At 55.7% G+C, this 25,366-nt stretch carries 24 protein-coding genes; 15 read left to right on the top strand and 9 right to left on the bottom strand.

The genetic code is table 11. The features are described from left to right. The 12 genes from murD to mutT all read left to right on the top strand — a co-directional run bounded on the left by murD (window position 1) and on the right by mutT (window position 14,394). On the top strand, window positions 1–1,317 hold the full coding sequence (gene murD, locus ACWYRJ_RS00505; protein ID WP_111964039.1) for a UDP-N-acetylmuramoyl-L-alanine--D-glutamate ligase: 1,317 nt from the start codon (window positions 1–3) through the stop codon (window positions 1,315–1,317). Further along, window positions 1,317–2,561 (top strand): cell division protein FtsW, encoded by a 1,245-nt coding sequence (gene ftsW / locus ACWYRJ_RS00500; RefSeq protein ID WP_455507241.1) that lies wholly within the window; start codon window positions 1,317–1,319, stop codon window positions 2,559–2,561. The genes murD and ftsW overlap by 1 nt, the downstream gene beginning before the upstream one ends. Then, the gene (murG, locus tag ACWYRJ_RS00495) at window positions 2,558–3,622 is read left to right on the top strand and encodes an undecaprenyldiphospho-muramoylpentapeptide beta-N-acetylglucosaminyltransferase (RefSeq protein WP_313149366.1); all 1,065 of its coding nucleotides are present in this window, start codon (window positions 2,558–2,560) and stop codon (window positions 3,620–3,622) included. The genes ftsW and murG overlap by 4 nt, the downstream gene beginning before the upstream one ends. Window positions 3,623–3,678: 56 nt before the next feature. Next, window positions 3,679–5,154: a UDP-N-acetylmuramate--L-alanine ligase gene (murC, locus tag ACWYRJ_RS00490; RefSeq protein WP_455507240.1), complete on the top strand. Its 1,476-nt coding sequence runs from the start codon at window positions 3,679–3,681 to the stop codon at window positions 5,152–5,154. Continuing rightward, a complete protein-coding gene (locus ACWYRJ_RS00485; RefSeq protein ID WP_302235792.1) occupies window positions 5,147–6,067 on the top strand; it encodes a D-alanine--D-alanine ligase in 921 nt (306 codons plus the stop codon). The genes murC and ACWYRJ_RS00485 overlap by 8 nt, the downstream gene beginning before the upstream one ends. A gap of 1 nt (window position 6,068) precedes the next feature. Further along, complete coding sequence (gene ftsQ, locus ACWYRJ_RS00480) at window positions 6,069–6,911, top strand: cell division protein FtsQ (RefSeq protein ID WP_111964036.1); 843 nt, start codon at window positions 6,069–6,071, stop codon at window positions 6,909–6,911. Next, window positions 6,908–8,164: a cell division protein FtsA gene (ftsA, locus tag ACWYRJ_RS00475; RefSeq protein WP_455507239.1), complete on the top strand. Its 1,257-nt coding sequence runs from the start codon at window positions 6,908–6,910 to the stop codon at window positions 8,162–8,164. Before ftsQ ends, ftsA begins: the two co-directional genes overlap by 4 nt. Before the next feature lie 63 nt (window positions 8,165–8,227). Beyond that, window positions 8,228–9,379, top strand: coding sequence for a cell division protein FtsZ (ftsZ, locus tag ACWYRJ_RS00470; protein ID WP_008501978.1), 1,152 nt, complete (start codon window positions 8,228–8,230; stop codon window positions 9,377–9,379). A gap of 101 nt (window positions 9,380–9,480) precedes the next feature. Further along, window positions 9,481–10,398 (top strand): UDP-3-O-acyl-N-acetylglucosamine deacetylase, encoded by a 918-nt coding sequence (gene lpxC, locus ACWYRJ_RS00465; RefSeq protein WP_008501977.1) that lies wholly within the window; start codon window positions 9,481–9,483, stop codon window positions 10,396–10,398. 278 nt (window positions 10,399–10,676) lie between these two features. After that, window positions 10,677–11,180 carry a secA translation cis-regulator SecM gene (gene secM, locus ACWYRJ_RS00460; protein WP_188035116.1) on the top strand — a complete coding sequence of 168 codons (504 nt, stop codon included), beginning with the start codon at window positions 10,677–10,679 and terminating at the stop codon, window positions 11,178–11,180. 58 nt (window positions 11,181–11,238) lie between these two features. After that, window positions 11,239–13,944 carry a preprotein translocase subunit SecA gene (gene secA / locus ACWYRJ_RS00455; RefSeq protein WP_111964034.1) on the top strand — a complete coding sequence of 902 codons (2,706 nt, stop codon included), beginning with the start codon at window positions 11,239–11,241 and terminating at the stop codon, window positions 13,942–13,944. A gap of 57 nt (window positions 13,945–14,001) precedes the next feature. Beyond that, window positions 14,002–14,394, top strand: a complete 393-nt coding sequence (mutT, locus tag ACWYRJ_RS00450) for an 8-oxo-dGTP diphosphatase MutT (protein WP_249576603.1) — start codon at window positions 14,002–14,004, stop codon at window positions 14,392–14,394. A gap of 34 nt (window positions 14,395–14,428) precedes the next feature. On the opposite strand, the gene yacG is transcribed toward mutT, so the two are convergent. From yacG to coaE, 3 genes are read right to left on the bottom strand one after another with little or no spacing between them, the layout of a single operon-like run. Next, entirely contained in the window at window positions 14,429–14,623 is a 195-nt protein-coding gene (yacG, locus tag ACWYRJ_RS00445) for a DNA gyrase inhibitor YacG (protein ID WP_111964032.1), read from the bottom strand. A gap of 9 nt (window positions 14,624–14,632) precedes the next feature. Next, entirely contained in the window at window positions 14,633–15,376 is a 744-nt protein-coding gene (zapD, locus tag ACWYRJ_RS00440) for a cell division protein ZapD (protein ID WP_455507238.1), read from the bottom strand. Further along, window positions 15,376–15,996 (bottom strand): dephospho-CoA kinase, encoded by a 621-nt coding sequence (gene coaE / locus ACWYRJ_RS00435; protein ID WP_455507237.1) that lies wholly within the window; start codon window positions 15,994–15,996, stop codon window positions 15,376–15,378. The genes zapD and coaE overlap by 1 nt, the downstream gene beginning before the upstream one ends. A 228-nt stretch (window positions 15,997–16,224) precedes the next feature. Between coaE and ACWYRJ_RS00430 the strand changes: the two genes are divergently transcribed. Then, the gene (locus tag ACWYRJ_RS00430; protein ID WP_407214083.1) at window positions 16,225–17,268 is read left to right on the top strand and encodes a GMP reductase; all 1,044 of its coding nucleotides are present in this window, start codon (window positions 16,225–16,227) and stop codon (window positions 17,266–17,268) included. A gap of 41 nt (window positions 17,269–17,309) precedes the next feature. Here ACWYRJ_RS00430 and hofC read toward each other — a convergent pair whose 3' ends face one another. From hofC to nadC, 4 genes are all read right to left on the bottom strand, one after another. Beyond that, entirely contained in the window at window positions 17,310–18,494 is a 1,185-nt protein-coding gene (gene hofC, locus ACWYRJ_RS00425) for a protein transport protein HofC (RefSeq protein WP_455507236.1), read from the bottom strand. Beyond that, window positions 18,484–19,866, bottom strand: coding sequence for a type II secretion system protein GspE (gspE, locus tag ACWYRJ_RS00420; RefSeq protein ID WP_149367708.1), 1,383 nt, complete (start codon window positions 19,864–19,866; stop codon window positions 18,484–18,486). The genes hofC and gspE overlap by 11 nt, the downstream gene beginning before the upstream one ends. 10 nt (window positions 19,867–19,876) lie before the next feature. Further along, window positions 19,877–20,314 carry a prepilin peptidase-dependent pilin gene (gene ppdD, locus ACWYRJ_RS00415; RefSeq protein WP_249576600.1) on the bottom strand — a complete coding sequence of 146 codons (438 nt, stop codon included), beginning with the start codon at window positions 20,312–20,314 and terminating at the stop codon, window positions 19,877–19,879. Between the two features lie 174 nt (window positions 20,315–20,488). Then, window positions 20,489–21,382, bottom strand: coding sequence for a carboxylating nicotinate-nucleotide diphosphorylase (nadC, locus tag ACWYRJ_RS00410; protein WP_115876431.1), 894 nt, complete (start codon window positions 21,380–21,382; stop codon window positions 20,489–20,491). A gap of 87 nt (window positions 21,383–21,469) precedes the next feature. Here nadC and ampD point away from each other — a divergent pair, with 87 nt between their 5' ends. Together ampD and ampE are read left to right on the top strand one after the other, a co-directional pair. Then, window positions 21,470–22,021, top strand: coding sequence for a 1,6-anhydro-N-acetylmuramyl-L-alanine amidase AmpD (gene ampD, locus ACWYRJ_RS00405; protein ID WP_249576598.1), 552 nt, complete (start codon window positions 21,470–21,472; stop codon window positions 22,019–22,021). 9 nt (window positions 22,022–22,030) lie between these two features. Beyond that, window positions 22,031–22,885 carry a beta-lactamase regulator AmpE gene (gene ampE, locus ACWYRJ_RS00400; protein WP_455507235.1) on the top strand — a complete coding sequence of 285 codons (855 nt, stop codon included), beginning with the start codon at window positions 22,031–22,033 and terminating at the stop codon, window positions 22,883–22,885. Window positions 22,886–22,903: 18 nt separating this feature from the next. Here the strand turns inward: ampE and ACWYRJ_RS00395 are convergent, their stop codons facing one another. Beyond that, the gene (locus ACWYRJ_RS00395; protein WP_455507234.1) at window positions 22,904–23,854 is read right to left on the bottom strand and encodes a glycoside hydrolase family 43 protein; all 951 of its coding nucleotides are present in this window, start codon (window positions 23,852–23,854) and stop codon (window positions 22,904–22,906) included. A gap of 10 nt (window positions 23,855–23,864) precedes the next feature. After that, a complete protein-coding gene (locus tag ACWYRJ_RS00390; protein WP_115876428.1) occupies window positions 23,865–25,262 on the bottom strand; it encodes a glycoside-pentoside-hexuronide (GPH):cation symporter in 1,398 nt (465 codons plus the stop codon). Window positions 25,263–25,366: the final 104 nt, after the last annotated feature.

Genomic DNA, 25,366 nt, shown 5'->3' with positions numbered 1-25,366 from the left:
ATGGCAGATTACCAGGGCAAAAAAGTCGTTATCATCGGGTTGGGCCTCACGGGGCTCTCCTGCGTGGACTTTTTCCTCGCGCGCGGCGTGACGCCGCGCGTGATGGATACGCGTGTCTCTCCACCGGGTCTGGACAAACTGCCGGAACAGGTTGAACGCCACCTTGGTGGTCTGAATGATGACTGGCTGCTGGCAGCCGATTTGATTGTCGCCAGCCCGGGTATGGCGCTGGCGCACCCTTCGCTGAGCGCTGCCGCGGATGCGGGTGTGGAAATTGTCGGCGATATCGAGCTGTTCTGCCGTGAAGTGCAGGCGCCCGTTATCGCTATTACCGGTTCTAACGGTAAAAGCACCGTCACCACTCTGGTGGGTGAAATGGCGAAAGCGGCAGGCATGAACGTCGGCGTTGGCGGTAACATTGGTTTACCTGCTCTGATGCTGCTGGACAAAGGCTGCGAGCTGTTCGTGCTGGAACTCTCCAGCTTCCAGCTGGAAACGACTTCCAGCCTGCATGCTGCGGCTGCGACGATCCTCAACGTGACTGAAGATCATATGGACAGGTATCCATTTGGCCTGCAGCAATACCGTGCCGCTAAGCTGCGCGTTTATGAAAATGCAAAAGTCTGCGTTGTTAATGCCGATGACGCTCTGACGATGCCGGTGCGTGGCGCAGACGATCGCTGTATTAGCTTTGGTATTACGATGGGGGACTACCACCTGAACCGCCAACTGGGCGAAACCTGGCTGCGCGTGAAGGGTGAGAAAGTGCTGAACGTGAAAGAGATGAAGCTCACAGGTCAGCACAACTACACCAATGCCCTGGCGGCGCTGGCGCTGGCTGATGCTGTAGGGCTGCCGCGCTCCTCCAGCCTGAAAGCGTTAACCACCTTTTCTGGTCTGGCACACCGTTTCCAGCTGGCGCTGGAGCACAACGGCGTGCGCTGGATTAACGACTCCAAAGCCACCAACGTGGGTAGCACGGAGGCCGCGCTGAACGGGCTGCACGTTGACGGCACCCTGCATTTACTGCTGGGCGGCGACGGTAAATCAGCTGATTTTTCCTCGCTGAAGCCCTATCTCTCCGGCGATAACATCCGTCTCTACTGCTTTGGCCGTGACGGCAGCGAACTTGCTGAACTGCGCCCTGAAGTTGCCGAGCAAACCGAAACCATGGAACAGGCGATGCGGTTGATTGCCCCTCGCGTGAAGCCAGGCGATATGGTGCTGCTCTCTCCGGCCTGTGCCAGCCTCGATCAATTCAAGAATTTCGAACAGCGTGGTGATGTCTTTACCCGCCTGGCGAAGGAGTTAGGCTGATGCGTTTATCTATCCCTCGCCTGAAAATGCCGCGCATGCCAGGATTTGGGATCCTGGCATGGCTGTTTGCGGCGCTCAAAGGCTGGGTAATGGGCTCTCGTCAAAAAGATAACGACAGCCTGATCATGTACGACCGCACGCTGTTCTGGCTCACGATGGGGCTGGCGGCGGTAGGCTTTATTATGGTGACGTCGGCATCAATGCCTGTCGGGCAGCGTCTGGCGAACGATCCTTTCCTGTTTGCCAAGCGTGATGGTCTTTACATTATCCTGGCGTTCTGTCTGGCGCTGGTGACCTTGCGTCTGCCGATGGAGTTCTGGCAGCGGCACAGTACGGCGATGCTGATCGCGTCGATTATTATGCTGCTGATCGTACTGGTGGTGGGCAGCTCCGTTAACGGGGCATCCCGCTGGATCGCCTTCGGCCCGCTGCGTATTCAGCCTGCGGAATTTACCAAGCTCTCCCTGTTCTGCTACCTGGCTAACTACCTGGTGCGTAGGGTAGATGAGGTGCGTAACAACCTGCGCGGCTTCTTAAAACCGATGGGCGTGATTCTGGTGCTGGCGGTATTACTGCTGGCGCAGCCTGACCTCGGTACCGTTGTCGTGCTGTTCGTTACCACCCTGGCCATGCTGTTCCTGGCGGGCGCGAAGCTGTGGCAGTTCATCGCTATTATCGGGATGGGGATTTCGGCGGTTGTGCTGCTGATCCTCGCCGAGCCTTACCGTATTCGCCGTGTGACCTCGTTCTGGAACCCGTGGGAAGATCCGTTCGGCAGCGGTTATCAGCTGACGCAGTCGCTGATGGCCTTTGGTCGCGGTGAAGTCTGGGGACAGGGGCTGGGGAACTCGGTACAGAAACTCGAGTATTTACCGGAAGCGCATACTGACTTCATCTTCTCCATTATTGCGGAAGAACTGGGTTATATCGGTGTGGTATTAGCGCTATTAATGGTATTCTTCGTCGCTTTCCGCGCCATGTCCATCGGCCGGAAAGCGCTGGAGATCGATCACCGCTTCTCAGGCTTCCTGGCCTGCTCAATTGGTATCTGGTTTAGCTTCCAGGCATTGGTTAACGTCGGGGCCGCAGCGGGTATGCTGCCGACCAAAGGTCTGACGTTGCCGTTGATCAGTTATGGTGGTTCCAGTCTGTTGATTATGTCGACGGCCATCATGCTGTTGTTGCGCATAGATTATGAAACGCGTCTGGAAAAAGCCCAGGCGTTTACACGAGGTTCACGATGAATCAACCGAAGCGGTTAATGGTGATGGCAGGCGGTACCGGTGGACACGTGTTCCCGGGACTGGCGGTTGCGCACCATTTAATGGAACAGGGCTGGCAGGTACGCTGGCTGGGAACCGCAGACCGCATGGAGGCCGATCTGGTACCGAAGCACGGTATCGAGATCGACTTTATTCGTATTTCCGGCCTTCGGGGCAAAGGCCTCAAGGCAATGCTGCTGGCTCCGGTGCGTATTTTTAACGCCTGGCGTCAGGCGCGCACCATCATGAAGCGCTTTAAGCCTGATGTGGTGCTGGGCATGGGCGGGTATGTCTCGGGCCCTGGCGGGCTGGCGGCGTGGTCGTTAGGTATTCCCGTCGTGCTGCATGAGCAGAACGGTATTGCCGGTCTGACCAACAAGTGGCTGGCGAAAATCGCTACCAAAGTTATGCAGGCGTTTCCCGGCGCGTTCCCGAAAGCGGACGTAGTGGGTAATCCGGTGCGTGTCGACGTGCTGGCGCTGCCTCTGCCGGATGCTCGCCTGACGGGCCGTGAAGGACCGGTTCGTGTACTGGTCGTCGGGGGCTCTCAGGGCGCACGCATTTTAAACCAGACGATGCCGCAGGTTGCCGCAAAGCTGGGCGATACCGTGACCATCTGGCACCAGAGCGGGAAAGGCGCTCAGCAGACCGTTGAGCAAGCTTATGCAGACGAAGGTCAGCCGCAGCATAAAGTCACTGAGTTTATCGACGACATGGCGGCAGCGTATGCCTGGGCCGATGTCGTGGTCTGTCGTTCAGGCGCGCTGACGGTGAGCGAGATCGCCGCCGCCGGTCTGCCGGCCCTGTTTGTGCCGTTCCAGCACAAAGACAGACAGCAGTACTGGAATGCGCTGCCGCTTGAGAAAGCCGGTGCGGCGAAGATATTTGAGCAGCCACAATTTACCGCCGACGCGGTCGCCACCACCCTGGCGGGCTGGAACAGAGACGCACTGCTGGAGATGGCACAACGCGCGCGCGCGGCCGCTATCCCTGATGCGACGGAACGGGTGGCAAAAGAAGTGAGCCTGGCAGCCCAGGCTTAACCCTCGCAGCGCGTGAAGCGCGGCACGAATTTTAAGTAGTCGATGGCGTTTAGAGAATGAATACACAACAACTGGCAAAACTGCGTTCAATCGTGCCCGAGATGCGTCGCGTCCGGCACATTCACTTTGTTGGCATCGGTGGTGCTGGCATGGGCGGTATTGCCGAAGTGTTAGCTAACGAAGGCTATCAGATCAGCGGGTCTGACCTGGCGCCAAACCCTGTTACGCAGCAGCTGGCGTCGCTTGGGGCGACTATCTATTTCAACCATCGTCCGGAAAACGTGCGCGATGCGAGCGTGGTGGTGGTCTCAAGCGCCATCTCCTCTGACAACCCTGAAATCGTTGCTGCGCACGAAGCGCGCATTCCGGTGATCCGCCGTGCAGAAATGCTGGCGGAACTGATGCGTTTTCGTCACGGCATCGCCATTGCCGGGACCCACGGTAAAACCACGACCACGGCGATGGTTTCCAGTATTTATGCGGAAGCGGGGCTCGATCCGACGTTCGTCAACGGCGGTCTGGTCAAAGCCGCAGGCGTGCATGCACGTCTGGGCCACAGTCGTTATCTGATTGCTGAAGCGGATGAGAGCGACGCGTCGTTCCTGCACCTGCAGCCGATGGTGGCGATTGTCACTAACATCGAAGCTGACCATATGGATACCTACCAGGGCGACTTCGAGAACTTAAAGCAGACCTTCATCAACTTCCTGCACAACCTGCCGTTCTATGGACGTGCGGTAATGTGCGTAGACGATCTGGTGATCCGCGAGCTGCTGCCGCGCGTGGGTCGTCAAATCACCACCTACGGCTTCAGCGAAGACGCTGACGTCCGCGTGGAGGAGTACAAACAGATTGGCGCGCAGGGACACTTCACGCTGGCGCGTCAGGACAAAGAGCTGCTGCACGTCACGCTGAATGCGCCAGGGCGCCATAACGCCCTCAATGCCGCAGCGGCAGTGGCCGTCGCGACGGAAGAAGGCATTGATGATGATGCGATTCTGCGCGCGCTGGAAAGCTTCCAGGGCACCGGTCGCCGTTTCGACTTCCTCGGTGAATTCCCGCTGGATGCAGTGAACGGTAAAGCCGGTTCGGCGATGCTGGTGGACGACTACGGCCACCATCCGACCGAAGTGGACGCCACCATTAAAGCCGCACGCGCGGGCTGGCCTGACAAAAATCTGGTGATGATCTTCCAGCCGCACCGCTTCACGCGTACGCGCGATCTGTATGACGATTTCGCCAGCGTCCTGTCACAGGTAGACACCCTGTTAATGCTGGACGTATACGCCGCAGGCGAGACGCCGATTCCAGGGGCCGACAGCCGCTCCCTGTGCCGTACAATCCGTGGACGCGGTAAGGTTGACCCTATTCTGGTTTCTGACCCTGTACAGGTGGCGGAAATTCTGGCACCGGTCCTGACGGGTAACGATTTGATTCTGATTCAGGGCGCGGGAAATATCGGCAAAATCGCCCGTACCTTAGCTGAAATCAAACTGAAGCCGCAAACCCAGGAGGATGAGCATCATGGCTGATAAGATTGCTGTCCTGTCTGGCGGCACCTCCGCCGAGCGCGAGGTTTCCCTGAATTCCGGCGCCGCTGTACTGGCGGGCCTGCGTGAAGGTGGCGTCAATGCGCACCTGGTCGATCCAAAAGAGGTCGACGTGACGCAGTTAAAAGCCATGGGCTTCGATAAAGTCTTTATCGCTTTACACGGTCGTGGCGGCGAAGACGGCACCCTGCAGGGGCTTCTGGATCTGATCGGTCTGCCATACACCGGCAGCGGCGTGATGGCGTCTGCTATCTCTATGGATAAACTGCGCAGCAAGCTGCTGTGGCAGGGCGCAGGTTTACCTGTCGCGCCATGGGTGGCACTGACGCGTCGCGAATTTGAATTGGGCCTGCCGGATAGCGTTAATGCACGCATTGCTGAACTGGGCTTACCGGTTATTGTAAAGCCAAGCCGGGAAGGCTCCAGCGTGGGAATGTCCAAAGTCGACAAAGCTGAAGATCTTTCGTCCGCTTTAGCGCTGGCATTTCAACATGATGATGAAGTTTTGGTAGAGAAATGGCTCAGCGGGCCGGAATTTACCGTCGCGATGCTTGGCGAAGAAATTTTACCGTCAATCCGTATCCAACCCGCTGGAGTCTTCTATGATTATGAGGCGAAGTATCTCTCTGATGAGACGCAATATTTCTGCCCAAGTGGTCTTGAAGCTGAGCGTGAAGCCGATTTACAGTCCTTGGTGCTTAAAGCCTGGCATGTTCTGGGTTGCCAGGGCTGGGGACGCATCGATGTGATGCAGGACAAAGATGGACAATTTTATCTGCTGGAAGCCAACACCTCTCCGGGTATGACGAGCCACAGCCTTGTGCCGATGGCCGCGCGTCAGGCGGGGATGAGTTTCTCGCAGTTAGTCGTGCGCATTCTGGACCAGGCGGGCTGATATGTCTCAGGCTGCATTGAACACGCGCAACCGCGATGACGAGGACGAATACACCTCTTCACGCCGCAGTAATGGAACGCGTCTTGCAGGCATCATTTTCCTGCTCGGGGTGCTGTGCACCGTGTTTATCAGCGGCTGGATGGTCCTGGGCTGGATGGAAGATGCGCAGCGGTTGCCGCTCTCTAAGCTGGTGGTCACCGGTGAGCGTCACTACACGCGTAACGACGATATTCGCCAGTCAATACTGGCGCTGGGTTCGCCTGGCACCTTTATGACGCAGGACGTCAATATTATTCAGAGTCAGATAGAACGTCTGCCATGGATAAAACAGGCGAGCGTAAGAAAGCAATGGCCTGATGAATTGAAGATTCATCTGGTTGAATATGTGCCCATTGCGCGTTGGAATGATCAGCACATGGTTGACGCAGACGGAAATTCCTTCAGCGTCCCGGCCGATCGTGTCAACAAGCAAAATTTACCGATGTTGTATGGCCCTGAAGGCAGCGAAAACGAAGTGTTACAGGGTTTTCGCGAAATGGGTCAGGTGCTGGCGAAGGACAGGTTTACGTTAAAAGATGCTGCCATGACGGCGCGCCGTTCCTGGCAGCTGACGTTAACGAACGGCATTAAGCTCAACCTGGGACGCGGGGACACCATGAAGCGTCTGGCGCGTTTTGTCGAACTTTACCCGGTTTTACAGCAGCAGGCACAGACTGACGGCAAACGGATAAGCTACGTTGATTTGCGCTATGACTCAGGCGCAGCAGTCGGTTGGGTACCGGCTCCGGTCGAGGAACCTAATCAGCAACAGAATCAGGCACAGGTACAGGCAGAACAACAATGATCAAGGCGACGGACAGAAAACTGGTAGTTGGACTGGAGATTGGCACCGCGAAGGTTGCCGCTTTAGTAGGGGAAGTTCTGCCCGACGGTATGGTCAATATCATTGGCGTAGGCAGTTGCCCGTCCCGTGGTATGGATAAAGGTGGGGTAAACGATCTTGAATCGGTGGTGAAATGCGTTCAGCGCGCCATCGATCAGGCTGAACTGATGGCAGATTGCCAGATTTCGTCTGTCTATCTGGCCCTTTCTGGTAAGCACATTAGCTGCCAGAACGAAATTGGTATGGTGCCGATTTCCGAAGAAGAAGTGACGCAGGAAGACGTTGAAAACGTAGTGCACACGGCGAAATCCGTGCGTGTCCGCGACGAACATCGCGTGCTGCATGTCATTCCGCAGGAATATGCGATTGACTACCAGGAAGGGATCAAGAACCCGGTCGGTCTTTCTGGCGTACGTATGCAGGCAAAAGTGCACCTGATCACATGTCACAACGATATGGCGAAGAACATTGTAAAAGCCGTTGAACGTTGTGGCCTGAAAGTTGACCAACTTATTTTCGCGGGTCTGGCGGCAAGTTATTCCGTGCTGACAGAAGATGAACGTGAACTGGGTGTCTGTGTGGTCGATATTGGTGGTGGTACAATGGATATCGCCGTCTATACCGGCGGTGCGTTGCGCCACACTAAAGTGATCCCTTATGCCGGGAACGTTGTGACCAGCGATATTGCTTACGCTTTTGGTACGCCGCCGAGCGATGCAGAAGCAATTAAAGTGCGCCACGGCTGTGCGCTGGGGTCTATCGTTGGCAAAGATGAGAGCGTTGAAGTGCCGAGCGTCGGTGGTCGTCCACCGCGTAGCCTGCAGCGCCAGACGTTGGCAGAGGTGATTGAGCCGCGCTATACCGAGCTGCTCAACCTGGTCAACGAAGAGATTTTACAGTTACAGGAACAGCTTCGTCAGCAGGGTGTTAAGCATCATCTTGCGGCGGGGATTGTATTAACCGGCGGTGCGGCGCAAATTGAAGGTCTTGCGGCCTGTGCTCAGCGCGTGTTCCATACGCAGGTGCGTATTGGTGCGCCGCTGAATATCACCGGTTTAACGGATTATGCTCAGGAGCCGTATTATTCAACGGCTGTGGGCCTGCTTCACTACGGGAAGGAATCTCATCTCAGTGGTGAAGCAGAAGTGGAAAAACGCGTCTCAGTGGGGGCGTGGGTCAAACGACTGAACAACTGGTTGCGAAAAGAGTTTTAATTTTTTTAAGAGACCGGAGAGAATTAGCGGTCTCGGGCGACAGGCACAACGGAGAGAGAAATTATGTTTGAACCTATGGAACTGACCAACGACGCGGTGATTAAAGTCATCGGCGTCGGTGGCGGCGGCGGTAACGCCGTAGAGCATATGGTGCGTGAACGCATTGAAGGTGTTGAATTCTTCGCAGTTAACACCGATGCGCAGGCACTGCGTAAGACGGCTGTAGGCCAGACTATCCAGATCGGCGGTGGTATCACCAAAGGGCTGGGAGCAGGGGCTAACCCGGAAGTTGGTCGCAATGCGGCTGAAGAAGATCGTGAAGCGCTGCGCGCTGCACTGGAAGGTGCGGACATGGTCTTCATCGCAGCAGGTATGGGTGGCGGTACGGGTACCGGCGCAGCACCTGTTGTGGCTGAAGTAGCTAAAGATTTAGGTATCCTGACCGTTGCTGTCGTGACCAAGCCTTTCAACTTTGAAGGCAAGAAGCGTATGGCGTTCGCGGAGCAGGGTATCACCGAGCTGTCCAAGCATGTGGACTCGCTGATCACCATCCCTAACGACAAGCTGTTGAAGGTTCTGGGGCGCGGTATCTCCCTGCTGGACGCATTCGGTGCAGCAAACGACGTGCTGAAAGGCGCGGTCCAGGGTATCGCTGAACTGATTACCCGTCCTGGCCTGATGAACGTTGACTTTGCAGACGTTCGCACCGTGATGTCCGAAATGGGCTACGCGATGATGGGCTCTGGCGTGGCGAGCGGTGAAGATCGTGCAGAAGAAGCGGCTGAAATGGCCATCTCTTCTCCACTGCTGGAAGATATCGATCTGTCTGGTGCGCGCGGCGTGCTGGTCAACATTACCGCTGGCTTTGACCTGCGTCTGGATGAGTTTGAAACCGTGGGTAACACTATCCGTGCGTTCGCCTCTGACAACGCTACCGTGGTAATCGGTACTTCTCTTGACCCTGAAATGAACGACGAGCTGCGTGTTACCGTTGTTGCTACCGGTATCGGCATGGACAAACGTCCTGAGATCACCTTAGTGACTAACAAGCAGACTCAGCAACCGGTAATGGATCGTTACCAGCAGCACGGTATGTCTCCTCTGACTCAGGAGCAGAAACCGGCCGCGAAAGTGGTGAACGACCCAACGCCGCAAACGGCGAAAGAGCCAGATTATCTGGATATCCCGGCGTTCCTGCGTAAGCAAGCTGACTAAGAATTGGCTGGAATTTGGGGATTTGCGCTCTTTGTGCTAAACTGGCCCACCGTTAGTGATATACACTCTCGGTTGGATAGTTAATTTGGCGAGATTATACGATGATCAAACAAAGGACACTTAAACGTATCGTTCAGGCGACGGGTGTCGGTTTACATACCGGCAAGAAAGTCACGCTGACGTTACGCCCTGCGCCGGCCAATACCGGGGTCATCTATCGTCGCACCGACTTGAATCCACCGGTAGATTTTCCGGCCGATGCCAAATCTGTGCGTGATACTATGCTCTGTACTTGTCTGGTGAACGAGCATGACGTGCGGATTTCTACCGTTGAGCACCTGAACGCCGCCCTGGCGGGACTGGGTATCGACAACATTATTGTTGAAGTCGATGCGCCAGAAATCCCGATTATGGATGGCAGTGCTGCACCGTTCGTCTATCTGTTGCTGGATGCTGGCATCGAAGAACTGAACTGCGCGAAGAAATTTGTTCGCATCAAAGAGACCGTTCGCGTCGAAGATGGCGACAAATGGGCTGAATTCAAACCGTACAATGGTTTCTCGTTGGATTTTACCATCGACTTTAACCATCCGGCGATTGACTCCAGCACCCAACGCTATGCGATGAACTTCTCTGCCGATGCGTTTATGCGCCAGATCAGCCGAGCCCGTACGTTTGGCTTCATGCGTGATATAGAATATCTGCAGTCCCGCGGCCTGTGCCTGGGCGGCAGCTTCGATTGTGCCATCGTTGTTGACGATTATCGCGTACTGAACGAAGACGGCCTGCGTTTCGAAGATGAATTCGTTCGTCACAAAATGCTGGATGCTATCGGCGACCTGTTCATGTGTGGTCACAACATCATTGGTGCATTTACCGCGTTCAAATCCGGTCATGCGCTGAACAACAAACTGTTGCAGGCCGTCCTGGCAAAACAGGAAGCCTGGGAATATGTGACCTTCGAAGACGAAGCTGAACTGCCGCTGGCTTTCAAAGCACCGAGCATGGTTCTGGCGTAACGGTTCACGCCGTTTCGTAAAAAAATCGACTGGTTAACCTGGTACTCTCTCCGACCAGGAACACCAGTCGTTTTTATTTTTACCCTTCTTAGTTTGCCCCAGCGTTATCTCTTGTTTGTCCTTCGCAGAAAATGTGTGCGTTAGCTGCATTCTTGACCGTTTTTCCCCGCAGCGGCACCTCATTCCTGCTGATGTGCATTGGCTTTAGTGATACTATCTGGGCGCTAAAAGAATAACTGAACTCAGCCTCTGCAAGGCTGGCTTATTGGGTGGAGCAGGTGAGCGGAATACTGACGCGCTGGCGACAATTTGGCAGACGTTACTTCTGGCCGCATCTCTTATTAGGGATGGTCGCGGCGAGCTTTGGCTTGCCTGCGCTCAGTAACAGTGCCGAAGCGGCGACGCCCGCAAAAACCTCCACGACTAAACACGATTTCAACACGCGGGTTAACTTCACTAACCTTGCGTGGCTTGAAGCCAGCCGCCGTCCAAACTTCACCGTCGATTACTGGCACCAGCACGCTATCCGCACGGTTATCCGCCATCTGTCGTTTGCGATGGCACCGCAGGCCATGCCTGTTGCGGAAGAGGCGCTGCCGGTGCAGGCTCAGCATCTTGCCCTGCTGGACACGCTCAACGCGCTGCTCACGCAGGACAGCCAGCCGCCGGTCATAGCTCGTCAGTCGACGCAACGTGAGTTTGTTTCACCTGTTTCATTCTCTGTTTCAACCTGGATTAGCCAGGCTCACGGCATTCGCGCCGGGCCGCAACGCCTCAGCTAAATTAACTTTTTCAATACCTTAATTTATCTGCCCACAATGGGGCGTTTGAGAATTTATTATGCTAATCAAATTGTTAACTAAAGTTTTTGGTAGTCGTAACGATCGTACCCTGCGCCGTATGCGCAAAGCAGTTGCCGTCATCAACGGTATGGAACCGGCGATGGAGAAGCTCTCTGATGACGAGCTTAAAGCGAAAACGGCGGAATTTCGTGCGCGTCTGGAAAAAGGTGAAACCTTAGAAAGCCTGATCCCGGAGGCGTTTGCTGTCGTGCGCGAAGCGAGTAAACGCGTGTTCGGCATGCGTCACTTCGACGTTCAGCTGCTGGGTGGTATGGTGCTCAACGAGCGCTGCATCGCGGAAATGCGTACCGGTGAAGGTAAAACCCTGACCGCAACGCTGCCGGCTTACCTGAACGCGCTGACCGGTAAAGGCGTTCACGTCGTTACCGTCAACGACTATCTGGCGCAGCGTGACGCCGAAAACAACCGTCCACTTTTCGAATTCCTCGGTATGACTGTCGGCATCAACATGTCCGGCCTGCCTGCGCCAGCCAAGCGTGAAGCGTATAACGCGGATATTACCTACGGTACCAACAACGAATACGGCTTCGACTACCTGCGTGACAACATGGCGTTCAGCCCTGAAGAGCGTGTCCAGCGTAAGCTGCACTACGCGCTGGTGGATGAGGTGGACTCCATCCTGATCGATGAAGCGCGTACTCCGCTTATCATCTCCGGCCCGGCTGAAGACAGCTCCGAGATGTACCGTAAGGTCGACAAAATCATTCCACACCTGCTGCGTCAGGAGAAAGAGGACTCCGACACCTTCCAGGGTGAAGGCCACTTCTCCGTTGATGAAAAAGCGCGCCAGGTGAACCTGACCGAACGCGGTCTGGTGAAAATTGAAGAGCTGCTGGTCGCTGAAGGCATTATGGAAGAGGGTGAGTCCCTGTACTCACCGAGCAACATTATGCTGATGCACCACGTGACCGCTGCGCTGCGTGCCCACGCGTTGTTCACCCGCGACGTCGATTACATCGTGAAAGACGGTGAAGTGATCATCGTCGATGAACACACCGGCCGTACCATGCAGGGGCGTCGCTGGTCTGACGGTCTGCACCAGGCTGTAGAAGCCAAAGAAGGCGTGGATATTCAAAACGAAAACCAGACGCTGGCGTCTATCACCTTCCAGAACTACTTCCGTCTGTACGAGAAGCTGGCAGGGATGACCGGTACCGCCGATACCGAAGCGTTTGAATTCAGCTCCATCTACAAGCTGGATACCGTGGTCGTTCCAACCAACCGTCCGATGATCCGTAAGGATATGCCGGATCTGGTGTACATGACCGAAGCGGAAAAAATCCAGGCAATCATTGAAGACATTCGCGAACGTACCGCAAAAGGCCAGCCGGTTCTGGTGGGGACCATCTCCATCGAGAAATCTGAAGTGGTTTCCAACGAGCTGACCAAAGCAGGCATCAAGCACAACGTTCTGAACGCCAAGTTCCACGCTAAAGAGGCAGACATTGTTGCGCAGGCGGGTTATCCGGCTGCCGTCACCATCGCCACCAACATGGCGGGTCGTGGTACCGATATTATGCTGGGCGGTAGCTGGCAGGCTGAAGTGGCTGAGCTGGAAAACCCAACGCCAGAACAGATTGCGCAGATCAAAGCCGACTGGCAGGTTCGTCATGACGCCGTTCTGGCTTCCGGCGGTCTGCACATCATCGGTACGGAGCGTCACGAATCGCGTCGTATTGATAACCAGCTGCGTGGTCGTGCGGGTCGTCAGGGTGATGCCGGTTCATCCCGCTTCTACCTGTCTATGGAAGATGCGCTGATGCGTATTTTTGCCTCCGACCGCGTGTCCGGCATGATGCGTAAGCTGGGGATGAAACCTGGCGAAGCCATTGAGCACCCGTGGGTGACCAAAGCGATCGCGAACGCACAGCGTAAAGTGGAAAGCCGCAACTTTGATATTCGTAAGCAACTGCTGGAATATGATGACGTGGCTAACGATCAGCGTCGTGCGATCTACACCCAGCGTAACGAACTGCTGGACGTCTCCGACGTGAGCGAAACCATCAATAGCATTCGTGAAGATGTGTTTAAAGCAACCATCGACGCGCATATTCCACCGCAGTCTCTGGAAGAAATGTGGGATATCGAAGGCCTGCAGGAACGCCTGAAAAACGACTTTGACCTCGATCTGCCAATCAAAGAGTGGCTGGATAAAGAGCCTGAGCTACACGAAGAGACCCTGCGTGAACGTATCTTTGAAACCGCGCTGGACGTATACAAGCGTAAGGAAGAGGTCGTTGGCGCTGAGATGATGCGTCACTTCGAAAAAGGCGTGATGCTGCAGACCCTGGATTCCCTGTGGAAAGAGCACCTGGCGGCTATGGACTACCTGCGTCAGGGTATCCACCTGCGTGGCTATGCGCAGAAAGATCCGAAGCAGGAATACAAGCGTGAATCCTTCTCCATGTTTGCGTCTATGCTGGAGTCGCTGAAGTATGAAGTGATCAGCACCCTGAGCAAGGTTCAGGTGCGTATGCCGGAAGAGGTAGAAGCGATGGAGCAGCAGCGTCGTGAAGAAGCCGAGCGTCTGGCACAAATGCAACAGCTGAGCCACCAAACCGACGACAGCGAAGCCGCAGCGGCGATTGCCGCGCAGACCGGCGATCGTAAAGTGGGGCGTAACGATCCGTGCCCGTGTGGTTCTGGTAAAAAGTACAAGGCGTGCCACGGCCGTCTGAGCTAAGTTCATAAAAAAACAAAAAGGCGCAGATTTCTGCGCCTTTTTTATAGAAGCGACACTATGAAAATACTGCAAATTGCCGTCGGGATTATTCGCAACCCGCAAAACCAAATCTTCATCACCCAGCGCGCTGCCGACGCCCACATGGCAAACAAGTGGGAGTTTCCGGGCGGTAAAATCGAGTCAGGTGAAACGCCGGAAGAGGCGCTGGTTCGGGAGCTTCAGGAAGAGGTGGGGATCACCCCGCATGGCGCAACGCTGTTTGATAAGCTTGAATACCAGTTTCCGGACAGGCACATCACGCTGTGGTTTTGGCTGGTAGAAAACTGGGAGGGTGAACCCTGGGGAAAAGAGGGACAGCCGGCTAACTGGGTGGAGCTTCAGGCAAGTGATGCCGAAAAATTCCCGCCAGCCAATGAGCCTGTGATCCTGCGGTTAGCCGCACAATCGTAGGCCTGCTAAGCGAAGCGCCAGCAGGCGTTACTGATTACTGCTGGGTTTCGCTCCAGTCGTCGCTGTCCGAGAGACCGCCTTCACTTGGAATGCGTTTCTCTTCCGCCGCCCATTCGCCCAGATCAATGAGCTGGCAGCGCTTGCTGCAGAATGGGCGGAACGGACTCACTTCGCCCCATACAACGGTTTTGCCGCAGGTCGGGCAACTTACGGTGGTGACATCAGACATTGGCACTCCTTAACAACAGGCCAGTTCAAAATCGAGACGTTCCGGCACGGTGCCATTTTCACTGTCCAGCGGCATAAAGCGAATCGCAAAACGGCTCTTATGCCCGGAAATCTGCGGGTAAAGCTGTTCGCCAAGCGATAAATTCAGGCGCAGAAGATCGGCATCATCACCGTTATCCTGGTAGAAACCATTCAGGCTGGTTTGCTTGCGGAACGGCGCAGAGTTACGTATCAGGTCGAGGATCAGCGACAGCGTCTGGTGCATAGGCTCCAGGCTTGCCAGCCAGCTGTTCACCTGCGCGTCACGCTGAGCCTGTGGCATATGTAGCCACATATGCAGCGTCGGCAGGTCGAAGCTACAGCAGCCGCCAGGGATGCTCAGGCGCTGGCGCACCAGACCAATCAGGCGGTCTTCGCGCAAAAACTGCCCGACGCGTGGCGCGGCCATCAGGACGGCGCTACTGCTTTTCAACTGCTGGCGGAGCGCGTCGATACGGCTCTGATCTACGCCGGGGACTTCTGTCCATGCCTGCAATTTACGCTGCTGGCGCTCCAGCTCTTTGAGTAATTCTGTGCGGACATCACCGCGTTCAATCACATCCAGCAGATCGCCTACGTTGCGGAAGAAGTGCAATACGGTGGCATGATCGTTAACCGGCAGATGTTGTGAAAGTTGTTGAATAAGAAATTCGATACGCAGCCAGGTGCGCATTTTTTCGTTGAGCGGATGCTCAAAAAGAATGTGTGTCGACATTATGGTTTTTCCTGTGCAACGGCCTGCGCGGCGAACGTCAGATACTGCGCGTGCAGACGGGCAACATCCGATGCAATGGCATCTGGTGCGCCGTTATTATCAATAACATCATCCGCCACGGCAAGACGCTGAGCGCGCGTAGCCTGAGCGGCAAGAATTTGTTCAGCATGCTCCCGCGAAACGCGATCGCGCGTCATGGTTCGCTGGATTTGCGTTTCGGGTGCGACATCAATCACCAGCACCCGATCGGCTTTCTGATGCAGCTGATTTTCCACCAGCAGCGGGACCACCCACAGGACATAGGGCGAGCGGGCTGCGGCTATCTGACGCTGAGTTTTCTGGTGGATGATGGGGTGGAGCAGGGCATTAAGCCAGGCTTTTTCCGCAGAATCAGAAAAAATCCATTCGCGAAGCTGACGGCGATTCAGTGTGCCGTCGGCATTGATGATTGCCTGACCAAAATGTTCTGCTATGGCCTTTAGCGCGGGTGTATTGGGCTCTACCACCTGGCGGGCAATGATATCGGCATCAATAATCGTGATACCCAAACGAGAAAACGCGTCCGCAACGGTACTTTTGCCACTACCGATGCCGCCGGTTAATGCGACGATATACCCCATTAAATCAAATCCTGGGAATTATTCATTATTAAAATCAGTTGATTAAAACTCTCAGGTGCGCCAGCAACTGTTTAGCCTTGTTTACCGGCTTTTGACCAGGTAAATTTATAGGATTGTAGCGTAAAAAAAGAGAATTTCGCAGTCTTGCGGAGCAGGTATTAGTGCGTATGATAGCGTCACTGGAGTTGTGCTTTTAACATATTTGCCTCTAACCCCAGGAATCCGCACATGCGTATCGAAGAAGATCTGAAGTTAGGTTTCAAAGACGTTCTTATCCGCCCTAAACGCTCTACACTGAAAAGTCGCTCAGACGTTGAACTCGAACGTCAATTCACCTTTAAACATTCCGGTCAGACTTGGTCTGGCGTGCCGATCATTGCTGCCAATATGGATACTGTGGGAACCTTTGAGATGGCAACCGCCCTGGCACAGTTTGATATTCTCACCGCCGTGCACAAACATTACAGCCCTGAAGAGTGGAATGCGTTTGTTGTGTCCGCATCTGCTGACGTAGTGAAGCATGTGATGGTTTCTACCGGCACCTCCGATGCGGATTTCGAGAAGACCAAACAGATCCTGAACGCTAACCCGGCGCTCAACTTCGTTTGTATTGACGTGGCGAACGGTTACTCCGAGCACTTCGTGCAGTTCGTCAGCAAGGCGCGTGAGGCCTGGCCGACGAAAACCATCATCGCGGGCAACGTGGTGACCGGTGAAATGTGTGAAGAGCTGATCCTCTCCGGTGCCGATATCGTGAAAGTGGGCATTGGTCCGGGCTCTGTATGCACGACACGCGTCAAAACCGGCGTCGGTTATCCGCAGCTCTCCGCCGTCATTGAATGTGCCGATGCGGCGCACGGGCTGGGCGGCCAGATCATCAGCGACGGCGGTTGCACCATGCCGGGTGATGTAGCAAAGGCTTTCGGCGGCGGCGCGGACTTCGTGATGCTCGGCGGTATGCTGGCAGGCCACGAAGAGAGCGGTGGTACCGTAGTTGAAGAGAACGGCGAGAAATTCATGCTGTTCTACGGCATGAGCTCTGAGTCTGCGATGACCCGTCACGTCGGTGGCGTGGCAAAATACCGTGCGGCAGAAGGCAAAACCGTGAAGCTGCCTCTGCGCGGCCCGGTTGAAAACACTGCACGCGATATCCTCGGCGGCCTGCGCTCTGCCTGCACCTACGTTGGGGCATCCCGTCTGAAAGAGCTGACAAAGCGTACGACGTTTATTCGCGTTCAGGAACAAGAAAACCGCGTATTCAATAGCCTGTAATGGCTTTCGCTGGCGCATGCCCGTGCGCCAGCCCTACTGTACTATCCCGCACTCAACGCATCCCCCAGATGGAAAATTGGCAGGTACATTGCCACCACCAGCGTGCCGATGATGACCCCTGTCACAATCAGAAGCACTGGCTCGAGAAGTGCCGCCAGATTATCTGCTCGTTGAAAGGTCTGTTCCGTGTGATGCCGGGCGAGGTTTGCCAGCATGATATCCAGCGCACCTGACATTTCGGCGGTTCGTAAAAGCTGAATACACAGCGGGGTAAAGATGTCCGCTTTATTAAAGGATGACCAGACGGGGAGACCTTTTTCAATGTCCTCCCGAACGCCACGGAGTATTCCCTGCCAGTACCGACTTTCAACGGTCTCCTCTGCACTCTCCAGGCCCTGTAGAAAGGGGATTCCGGACTGCTGCGTGAGTGACAGCACGGTAAAGATGTGTCCCAGTTTTTGCCCTTTTGCCAGCGCGCCCATCACGGGCGTATACATCAGCATGCGCTGCCACCGAGGGTTCTGCCGCAGAGCCCAGGCAGCGGCCAAGGGCGCTAATAACGCGGCGAACAACGCGAGGGCATAGGACTGGATAAAGGCGGCCATCCCCATGACCATCTGAGTTAGCAGCGGAAGCGGAGCGTTAAACGTTTTATAGATCGCGGCAAACTCCGGCAAGACCAGGATGACCATCGCCAGCACCACGAGCACGGCCAGCGTCAGGACAATCGCCGGATAGCGCAGGGCTTTTTTTACCTTTGCTCTGAGCTCCTGCTGCGCTTTTTGCTGCTGCGCGAGCTGGCGAAAACACTCCTCCAGTTTCCCTGTGAGCTCACCGGTTTTCACCATCGAGACATGCAGTGGGCTAAAAACGGCTGGCCACTTTTTTAGCGACTCAGAAAAGGGGGCTCCCTCACTGAGCTCATCGGCAATACTTTGCAGCAGTGCCTGCCACGGTTTTAACGGATGTTGCTCTGCCAGCATCTGCAGGCTGTGGGACAACGTCAGCCCGGCCTGCAAAAGCGTTGCAAGCTGGCGAAACATCTCGTAGCAGTGATGTGGCCGCCAGCGGTGTCGCTGAGTGCATCGGGTCAGCGTCAAAGGATGGAGATCGCTCCGCATTAGCCTGGTGAAGGCGGCATTGCGGTCTGTGGCCCAGAGTGTCCCGCTTCGGGGTTCTCCTTCTTTGGTGAGCGCTCGCCAGCTCCAGAGTTGATTAGCCGCCATCCGGCATTCCCAGCACGCGCACCAGTTCTTCGACCGTGGTCAACCCTTGTTCAACGGCCATGCAACCGTGCTCGTAAAGAGAAATCATTCCCGCCTGCCGGGCGCTCGCTTCTATCACTTCTGTTCCCGCTCCACTGGCAATGGCCTGCCGCAGGGCATTGTCGATCGTCAGGACTTCAAAAATGGCCACGCGACCATAAAAACCGTGATAACACCGTTCGCAGCCGGTGGGCTGCCAGCGTGGAAGCGGTCTGGGCCATACGGCGCGCGGTAATTCAGCATGCTCGCTGGCTTCCCGACGACAATGTGGGCACAGGCGCCTGACCAGTCGCTGGGCAATCACCATCGACAGCGCGGAAGATATCATCCAGCGCGCGACGCCCATCTGCTCAAGGCGAATCAGGGTTTCTGTCGTCGAGTTGGTGTGAAGCGTTGACAGTACCAGATGACCGGTCTGGGCGGCATTAATGGCAATTGCTGCCGTTTCACCGTCACGGATTTCGCCGACCATAATGATGTCGGGATCCTGACGTAGCAGCGCCCTCAACACGCTCTGGAATGTTAAACCCGACCGGGGATTAATCTGCGTCTGGTTTAAACCCGTAAGGGGGATCTCAATGGGATCCTCCACGCTGCATATGTTGACGTCAGGGGTGTTACGCGCCTGCAGCGCGCTGTACAGGGTCACGGTTTTGCCGCTGCCGGTAGGGCCGGTGACCAGAATCAGCCCCTGCGGCTGGTGGAGCACCTCGTTGAAACGGGCCAGTTGTTCAGCACTCATACCAAGCGCTTCAGGCTCAAGGGCCTGCTGAACCTGATGCAAGAGACGCAGCACAATTTTCTCACCACCGCTGCAGGGAAGCGTCGCGATCCGAAATGAGACCGGCTCGTTTGCCAGCTCAATCGTAAATTGACCGTCCTGGGGCAAACGACGTTCTGCAATATCCAGGTTACCCAGCACCTTTAAACGTGCGCTGAACAGGCTTGCCAGTTCAGCGGCAAGAGGAGGCTGAGGACAAAGTACGCCGTCGATACGTAAACGAATCTGGCACGCGTGCTCCATCGGTTCGATATGAATATCAGAGGCGCGCCGGTTGATTGCCTGGAGCAGCGTGTGGTTGAGGACATCTACTGTTGAGTATGTTTGCGAAATGCCGGGCAGATGCGATTGGGACGTTAGCTGCCGGTGTTTTTCCATGCGCTCAGCGCTCCAGCACTCAATATCAATTCGTTTCTGGGTCGCGAAGCGCAGCGCCTCCATGAGTTCAGCCGCGGGGCTTCCCACGACGGCAATGCTGACCATGTCACTGTCGCTGGTGAGCAGCAGCGCGCGGTGGCGCAGACAAAGCGCCACGAGTTGCTCGGTATTCATTATCCGCTCCTCAGTTGTTGTCGAAGCGGAAAACGTCTTCGCAGGCCTGTTTCAGGGCGCTATCAGCACCGATCTTACAGTTGCGCGTCCAGCCCGTCATACCGTTGCCGTCGTTCCATAGTGGCGTCATGGTTACCGTCAGCCCGTTAAGACTCTCCTGTCCTGTTAAGGTCACGGTCCCTTTTGCCACGCTCATTCCTGAAACGTAGCGTGTCGTGGTGGGGGAAGGAATACCGTTACTGCCGGCATCGCAGCTCTCCACGCCTCCGTGATCCAGTGCGCAAAGCTCAATGGCCGTGCGGTAAGGAACGAAGGTTTGCAGCATATCGGTCAGCGCCGCTTTGCGCAGGTAGTTCTGATAGGCTGGTACGCCGATGGCGCTCAGAATCGCGATAATGCCGATGACCACCATCAGCTCAATGAGAGTGAATCCGTGTTGTCTGTTCATATCTGCTCCTTACGTTTAGTGGCGCTACTCTGTCAGCGCGAAAGGGCAGATACGAGGGGCAAAAAAGTGAACGGGAAAGCACATTCAGAGAATTTATGCCGCGTTGCAGGGAAGAACAGCGGATATGCGAGCGGGGCTGAAATTCCCCTCTCCGGGCGGAGAGGGGAGAATGCATTATTTGAAGCGCATTGAGAGGTCGAGGGCGCGAACGTGTTTGGTCAGCGCGCCGACGGAGATGTAATCCACGCCGGTTTCGGCGAATTCACGGATCGTTTCGAAGGTGACGTTCCCGGACACTTCAAGCTGGGCCCGGCCGTTAGTCAATTTTACCGCCTCGCGCATCTGCTCGGTTTCGAAGTTATCGAGCATGATGATATCGGCCCCGGCCTTAATCGCCTGCTCCAGCTCGTCCAGGTTTTCCACTTCCACTTCAACCGGCACATCAGGGTGCAGCCAGAAGGCCTTCTCCACTGCCTGACGCACGGAGCCAGAGGCAATAATATGGTTTTCTTTAATCAGGAAGGCGTCGGACAGGCCCAGACGATGGTTTGCGCCACCGCCGCACAGCACCGCATACTTCAGCGCCGTGCGCAGGCCCGGCAGCGTTTTGCGGGTATCCAGCAGCTGGGTGCGGGTGCCTGCCAGCAGGTCAACGTAGCGACGTACTTCACTGGCGACACCAGAGAGCGTTTGTACAAAGTTGAGCGCGGTACGTTCGCCAGTCAGCAAGACGCGGGAAGGTCCGTCCAGTTCAAACAGCGGCTGGTTTGCCGTAATCGCATCGCCGTCTTCAACGTGCCAGATAATCTGCACATCATCACCCGCCAGTTGAGTAAAGACCTCTTCAACCCAGCGCTTGCCGCAAAAAACACCCTCTTCGCGGGTGATAATGACCGCGTGGGAGCGCGTCTCTTTCGGCAACAATTGTGCGGTAATATCCTTTTCGGCATTAACATCACCGCCCAGATCTTCTTTCAAAGCATGGGAGACGCTTGCCGGAATATCCATATTAATACGTTCCAGAAGCGCTTCACGTCGGTGGTCGGGGTTGTAGCGGCGAGGCGGCATGATAAAACTCCAAATTGGTAACGAATCATAATATTGAAACATGCTACTCTGAACCGAGTCATTGCACCATACAGAAGGAGTTCCAGCATGTTGTTAGAAAACGGATGGCTGGTGGATGCGCGGCGTGTGCCCTCGCCGCACCACGATTGCCGCCCGGAGGATGAAAAGCCCACACTGCTGGTGGTTCATAATATTAGTCTCCCGCCGGGTGAATTTGGCGGCCCGTGGATTGATGCGTTATTCACGGGAACGATTGATCCCCATGCTCATCCCTTCTTTGCTGAAATTGCACATCTGCGCGTATCGGCTCACTGCCTGATTCGTCGCGATGGTGAAGTGGTTCAGTATGTTCCTTTTGATAAGCGCGCCTGGCATGCCGGGGTGTCGGTGTATCACGGGCGCGAGCGGTGCAATGATTTTTCTATCGGGATCGAACTGGAAGGCACGGATACCACGCCCTACACCGATTCACAGTATCAACAGCTAGCGGCTGTGACCCGCACGCTTATCGGACTTTACCCGGCAATCGCCGACAATATTACCGGGCACTGCGATATTGCCCCGGCGAGAAAAACCGATCCCGGCCCGGCATTCGACTGGCCCCGCTTTCGCGCCATGCTCACCGCGTCGTCAGAATAAGGAGATACCATGACGTTGTTTACCATGCTGCTGGTCATCATCGCTGAACGCCTGTTCAAGCTCGGCGAGCACTGGCATCTGGATCACCGGCTGGAGGTGTTTTTCCGCCGGATTAAGCATTTTTCCATGTTGCACACGCTGCTGATGATGGCAGGGGTGATGGTCATTACGTTCCTGCTCCTGCGCTCGCTGTACGGACTGTTTTTCAACGTGCCGCTGCTGGTGGTGTGGATCTTGCTCGGCGTGCTGTGCATTGGTGCGGGCAAGGTGCGTTTGCACTATCACGCCTACCTGAAAGCCGCTTCCCGTGACGATGCCCATGCGCGCAGTGCCATGGCGAGCGAGCTGACCATGATCCACGGCGTGCCGCCTGACTGCGACGAGCGCGAGTTTCTGCGCGAACTGCAGAACGCGCTGCTGTGGATTAACTTCCGTTACTACCTGGCGCCGCTGTTCTGGTTTGTGGTAGGCGGCCCGTGGGGACCGGTCTTGCTGATGGGGTATGCGTTCCTGCGCGCCTGGCAGACCTGGCTTGCCCGCTATCTGACGCCGCATGAACGCCTGCTGTCCGGCATCGATGCCATCCTGCACCTGCTAGACTGGCTCCCGGTGCGTCTGGTGGGCGTGGTTTACGCGTTAATTGGCCACGGTGAAAAAGCGTTGCCCGCGTGGTTTGCTTCTCTTGCCGATCGCCATACGTCGCAGTATCAGGTGCTAACGCGTCTGGCGCAGTTCTCGCTGGCACGTGAGCCGCATACCGACAAGATTGAAACGCCGAAAGCCGCTGTCTCCATGGCGAAGAAAACGTCGTTTGTGGTGGTGGTTATCGTGGCGCTGCTGACTATCTACGGCACGCTGGTGTAAGCCAGCGCGCCGCAAAGTCTAAAGCGTATCTGCGGGCGGGATGCCGAAATCAGGCATCCCGTTTTCATTCCAGCGGACGCGCTTCAGGCGGGTATGACGGTTCGGATCGTACAGCGGATCGCCCTCAATTTCGGTGTAGTTCCGCGCGTGATACACCAGCACATCTTCCCCTTCCGGCGTTTGTGTGAAGCTGTTGTGGCCCGGGCCGTACTGGCGGTTTTCGTAGCTGGTCACGAATACGGGATGCGGAGATTTTTGCCAGTTCAGTGGGTTTTGCGGATCCGCGTTCAGGTCTATCCACAGCAGCCCCATGCAGTAGTTCTCGTCGGTAGCGCTGGCGGAATAGCTGATAAACAGCTTATCGCCGTGAACCAGTACCGCCGGGCCTTCGTTGACCCAAAACCCGCGACACTCCCAGTCGTATTCCGGCTTGCTGAGCATCACCGGCTCGCCTTTTAGCGTCCACGGGTTCGCCATTTCACACAGATAAAGGTTGGAGTTCCCGGTGATATCCGGCGCTTTTTGCGCCCACAGATACCAGCGTTTCCCCTGATGCAAAAAGGTGGTGGCGTCCAGGGCGAAGGTATCGAAAGGCGTTTTGATCTGCCCTTTCTCCACCCACGTGCCGGTAAGCGGATCGCTGTCGGCACATTCAATGGCAAACATGCGGTGCTGGAACATCCCGAGCGCGTCGAGCGCCTGGGTGTGCGCCGCAGCAAAATAGATGTACCACTTCCCGTCAATGTGGTGCAGTTCCGGCGCCCAAATCAGCTGGCTCATTGGTCCGGTCTCGGGTTTACGCCAGACCACCACTTCTTCGGCATGACGTAAGCCTTCCAGCGACGCTGCGCGGCGGATCGCCAGCCTGTCGTACTCCGGCACGGAGGCGATAAAATAGTACTGCCCCTCGTGATGTAAAATGTACGGATCGGCGCGTTGTTCGATAAACGGGTTTGGCCAGGTTTGCATTCGGCTTTCCTTATTTAGTCTCAGCAGCTTTCAGTTCCTGATAATCGTTCAGCTCTTGATAGTTGTTGCGGCGTTTTTCCAGATCGGACTGGATCTGCTTCATGGTTTCACGATCCACCTTCAGCAGTCGTACCACGCCAGCGGTAATTAAGTATCCAATGCCGGGAATGACGGTAAAGAGCAGCACGATCCCGTTAATGGCGTCCGCGCTCTGCGCTTTTGCTCCCGCATCATAACCGTACCAGGAGAGCAGGAAGCCGACCATCGCCCCGGCAATCGCCAGCCCCAGCTTCAGGAAGAAGATGTTGCCGGAGAAGCTGATCCCGGTAATGCGTTTCCCGGTTTTCCACTCACCGTAGTCGTCCACGTCGGCCATCAGCGACCAGTGCAGCGGAGACGGGATCTGGTGCAGGATGTTCAGCAGGAAGTAGAGCACCACGATGGTGACGGTGGCTTTCGGGTCGAAGAAATAAAAGGCGCAGGAGAAAATCGCCAGCACGATATTGGTCCAGAAGAAGACCTTTAGTTTGCACCAGCGGTCGGTCAGCACTTTTGCCAGCACGCTGCCGAGCATCATGCCGACGACGCCCAGGCTGATAAACAGCGTGGCGAAATGAGTGCTCTGACCCATCACCCAGGTAACGTAATACATGGTGGCCGCCATGCGGATAAAGCCCGGGCAGACGTTGCAGAGCGTCAGCAGCAGAATGCGCACCCACTGGTCATTCTTCCACACGTCTTTCAGGTCATTTTTCAGCTGGTCATTGGTCTGCACCGCCGGACGCACGCGCTCGCGCACGGTGGCGAAGCAGAACAGGAACATGCATGTGCCAATCAGCGCCAGAACGGTCATCGCCATCTGGTAGCCTTTGGCTTTGTTGTCCCCGCCAAACCAGTCGGCCATCGGCAGCAGCGTTAATGAGAGCAGCAGCGTGGCGATGCCGACCAGCACGAAGCGATAGGACTGGCAGGCCACACGTTCTTTTGGATCGTTGGTGATCACCCCGCCCAGCGAGCAATAGGGGATGTTGATGGCGGTGTAGGTAAGCGACAGCAGGAAATAGGTGACAAACGCATAGATAACTTTGCTGTTATAGCTCCACTCAGGCGTGGTGAACATCAGGATGCTGAACAGCGCGTAGGGGAAGGCGATCCACAGCAACCATGGACGAAACCGGCCATATTTGCTGCGGGTACGGTCAGCAATCGCGCCCATGATCGGGTCCGTTACGGCGTCAATCACGCGCACGGAAAGCAGCAGCACGCCGACCAGCGCAGGGGCGAGGCCAAAAATATCCGTATAAAAATAGTTAACAAACAGCATGATGGCGCCGAAGATGATGTTGCATCCCGCGTCGCCCATCCCATAGCCGATCTTTTCTTTTACTGACAGTTTGTTGTTATCCATCGACAGCTCTCCGGTTTACGGTATGGAGAGAATTATTTGCTGGCAAAGGAATATATGCGTTGCAGTATCAGGGCGGTGATATGGATAAATGCGCTGTGGACGTG

It is taken from the genome of Enterobacter sp., from assembly GCF_977039595.1.
The sequence above is the reverse complement of the archived record's forward strand: the minus strand, read 5'-3'. Positions and strand labels throughout refer to the sequence as shown.

Coding starts and splice junctions, on each gene's coding strand:
- murG (WP_313149366.1), top strand. CDS start 2,558: ATGAATCAACCGAAGCGGTTAATGGTGATGGCAGGCGGTACCGGTGGA.
- ampD (WP_249576598.1), top strand. CDS start 21,470: ATGTTGTTAGAAAACGGATGGCTGGTGGATGCGCGGCGTGTGCCCTCG.
- ftsW (WP_455507241.1), top strand. CDS start 1,317: ATGCGTTTATCTATCCCTCGCCTGAAAATGCCGCGCATGCCAGGATTT.
- ftsA (WP_455507239.1), top strand. CDS start 6,908: ATGATCAAGGCGACGGACAGAAAACTGGTAGTTGGACTGGAGATTGGC.
- hofC (WP_455507236.1), bottom strand. CDS start 18,494: ATGGCGGCTAATCAACTCTGGAGCTGGCGAGCGCTCACCAAAGAAGGA.
- gspE (WP_149367708.1), bottom strand. CDS start 19,866: ATGAATACCGAGCAACTCGTGGCGCTTTGTCTGCGCCACCGCGCGCTG.
- coaE (WP_455507237.1), bottom strand. CDS start 15,996: ATGGGGTATATCGTCGCATTAACCGGCGGCATCGGTAGTGGCAAAAGT.
- ACWYRJ_RS00485 (WP_302235792.1), top strand. CDS start 5,147: ATGGCTGATAAGATTGCTGTCCTGTCTGGCGGCACCTCCGCCGAGCGC.
- lpxC (WP_008501977.1), top strand. CDS start 9,481: ATGATCAAACAAAGGACACTTAAACGTATCGTTCAGGCGACGGGTGTC.
- nadC (WP_115876431.1), bottom strand. CDS start 21,382: ATGCCGCCTCGCCGCTACAACCCCGACCACCGACGTGAAGCGCTTCTG.
- ftsQ (WP_111964036.1), top strand. CDS start 6,069: ATGTCTCAGGCTGCATTGAACACGCGCAACCGCGATGACGAGGACGAA.
- ACWYRJ_RS00430 (WP_407214083.1), top strand. CDS start 16,225: ATGCGTATCGAAGAAGATCTGAAGTTAGGTTTCAAAGACGTTCTTATC.
- ppdD (WP_249576600.1), bottom strand. CDS start 20,314: ATGAACAGACAACACGGATTCACTCTCATTGAGCTGATGGTGGTCATC.
- secA (WP_111964034.1), top strand. CDS start 11,239: ATGCTAATCAAATTGTTAACTAAAGTTTTTGGTAGTCGTAACGATCGT.
- ACWYRJ_RS00390 (WP_115876428.1), bottom strand. CDS start 25,262: ATGGATAACAACAAACTGTCAGTAAAAGAAAAGATCGGCTATGGGATG.
- ftsZ (WP_008501978.1), top strand. CDS start 8,228: ATGTTTGAACCTATGGAACTGACCAACGACGCGGTGATTAAAGTCATC.
- ACWYRJ_RS00395 (WP_455507234.1), bottom strand. CDS start 23,854: ATGCAAACCTGGCCAAACCCGTTTATCGAACAACGCGCCGATCCGTAC.
- ampE (WP_455507235.1), top strand. CDS start 22,031: ATGACGTTGTTTACCATGCTGCTGGTCATCATCGCTGAACGCCTGTTC.
- murC (WP_455507240.1), top strand. CDS start 3,679: ATGAATACACAACAACTGGCAAAACTGCGTTCAATCGTGCCCGAGATG.
- murD (WP_111964039.1), top strand. CDS start 1: ATGGCAGATTACCAGGGCAAAAAAGTCGTTATCATCGGGTTGGGCCTC.
- zapD (WP_455507238.1), bottom strand. CDS start 15,376: ATGTCGACACACATTCTTTTTGAGCATCCGCTCAACGAAAAAATGCGC.
- mutT (WP_249576603.1), top strand. CDS start 14,002: ATGAAAATACTGCAAATTGCCGTCGGGATTATTCGCAACCCGCAAAAC.
- yacG (WP_111964032.1), bottom strand. CDS start 14,623: ATGTCTGATGTCACCACCGTAAGTTGCCCGACCTGCGGCAAAACCGTT.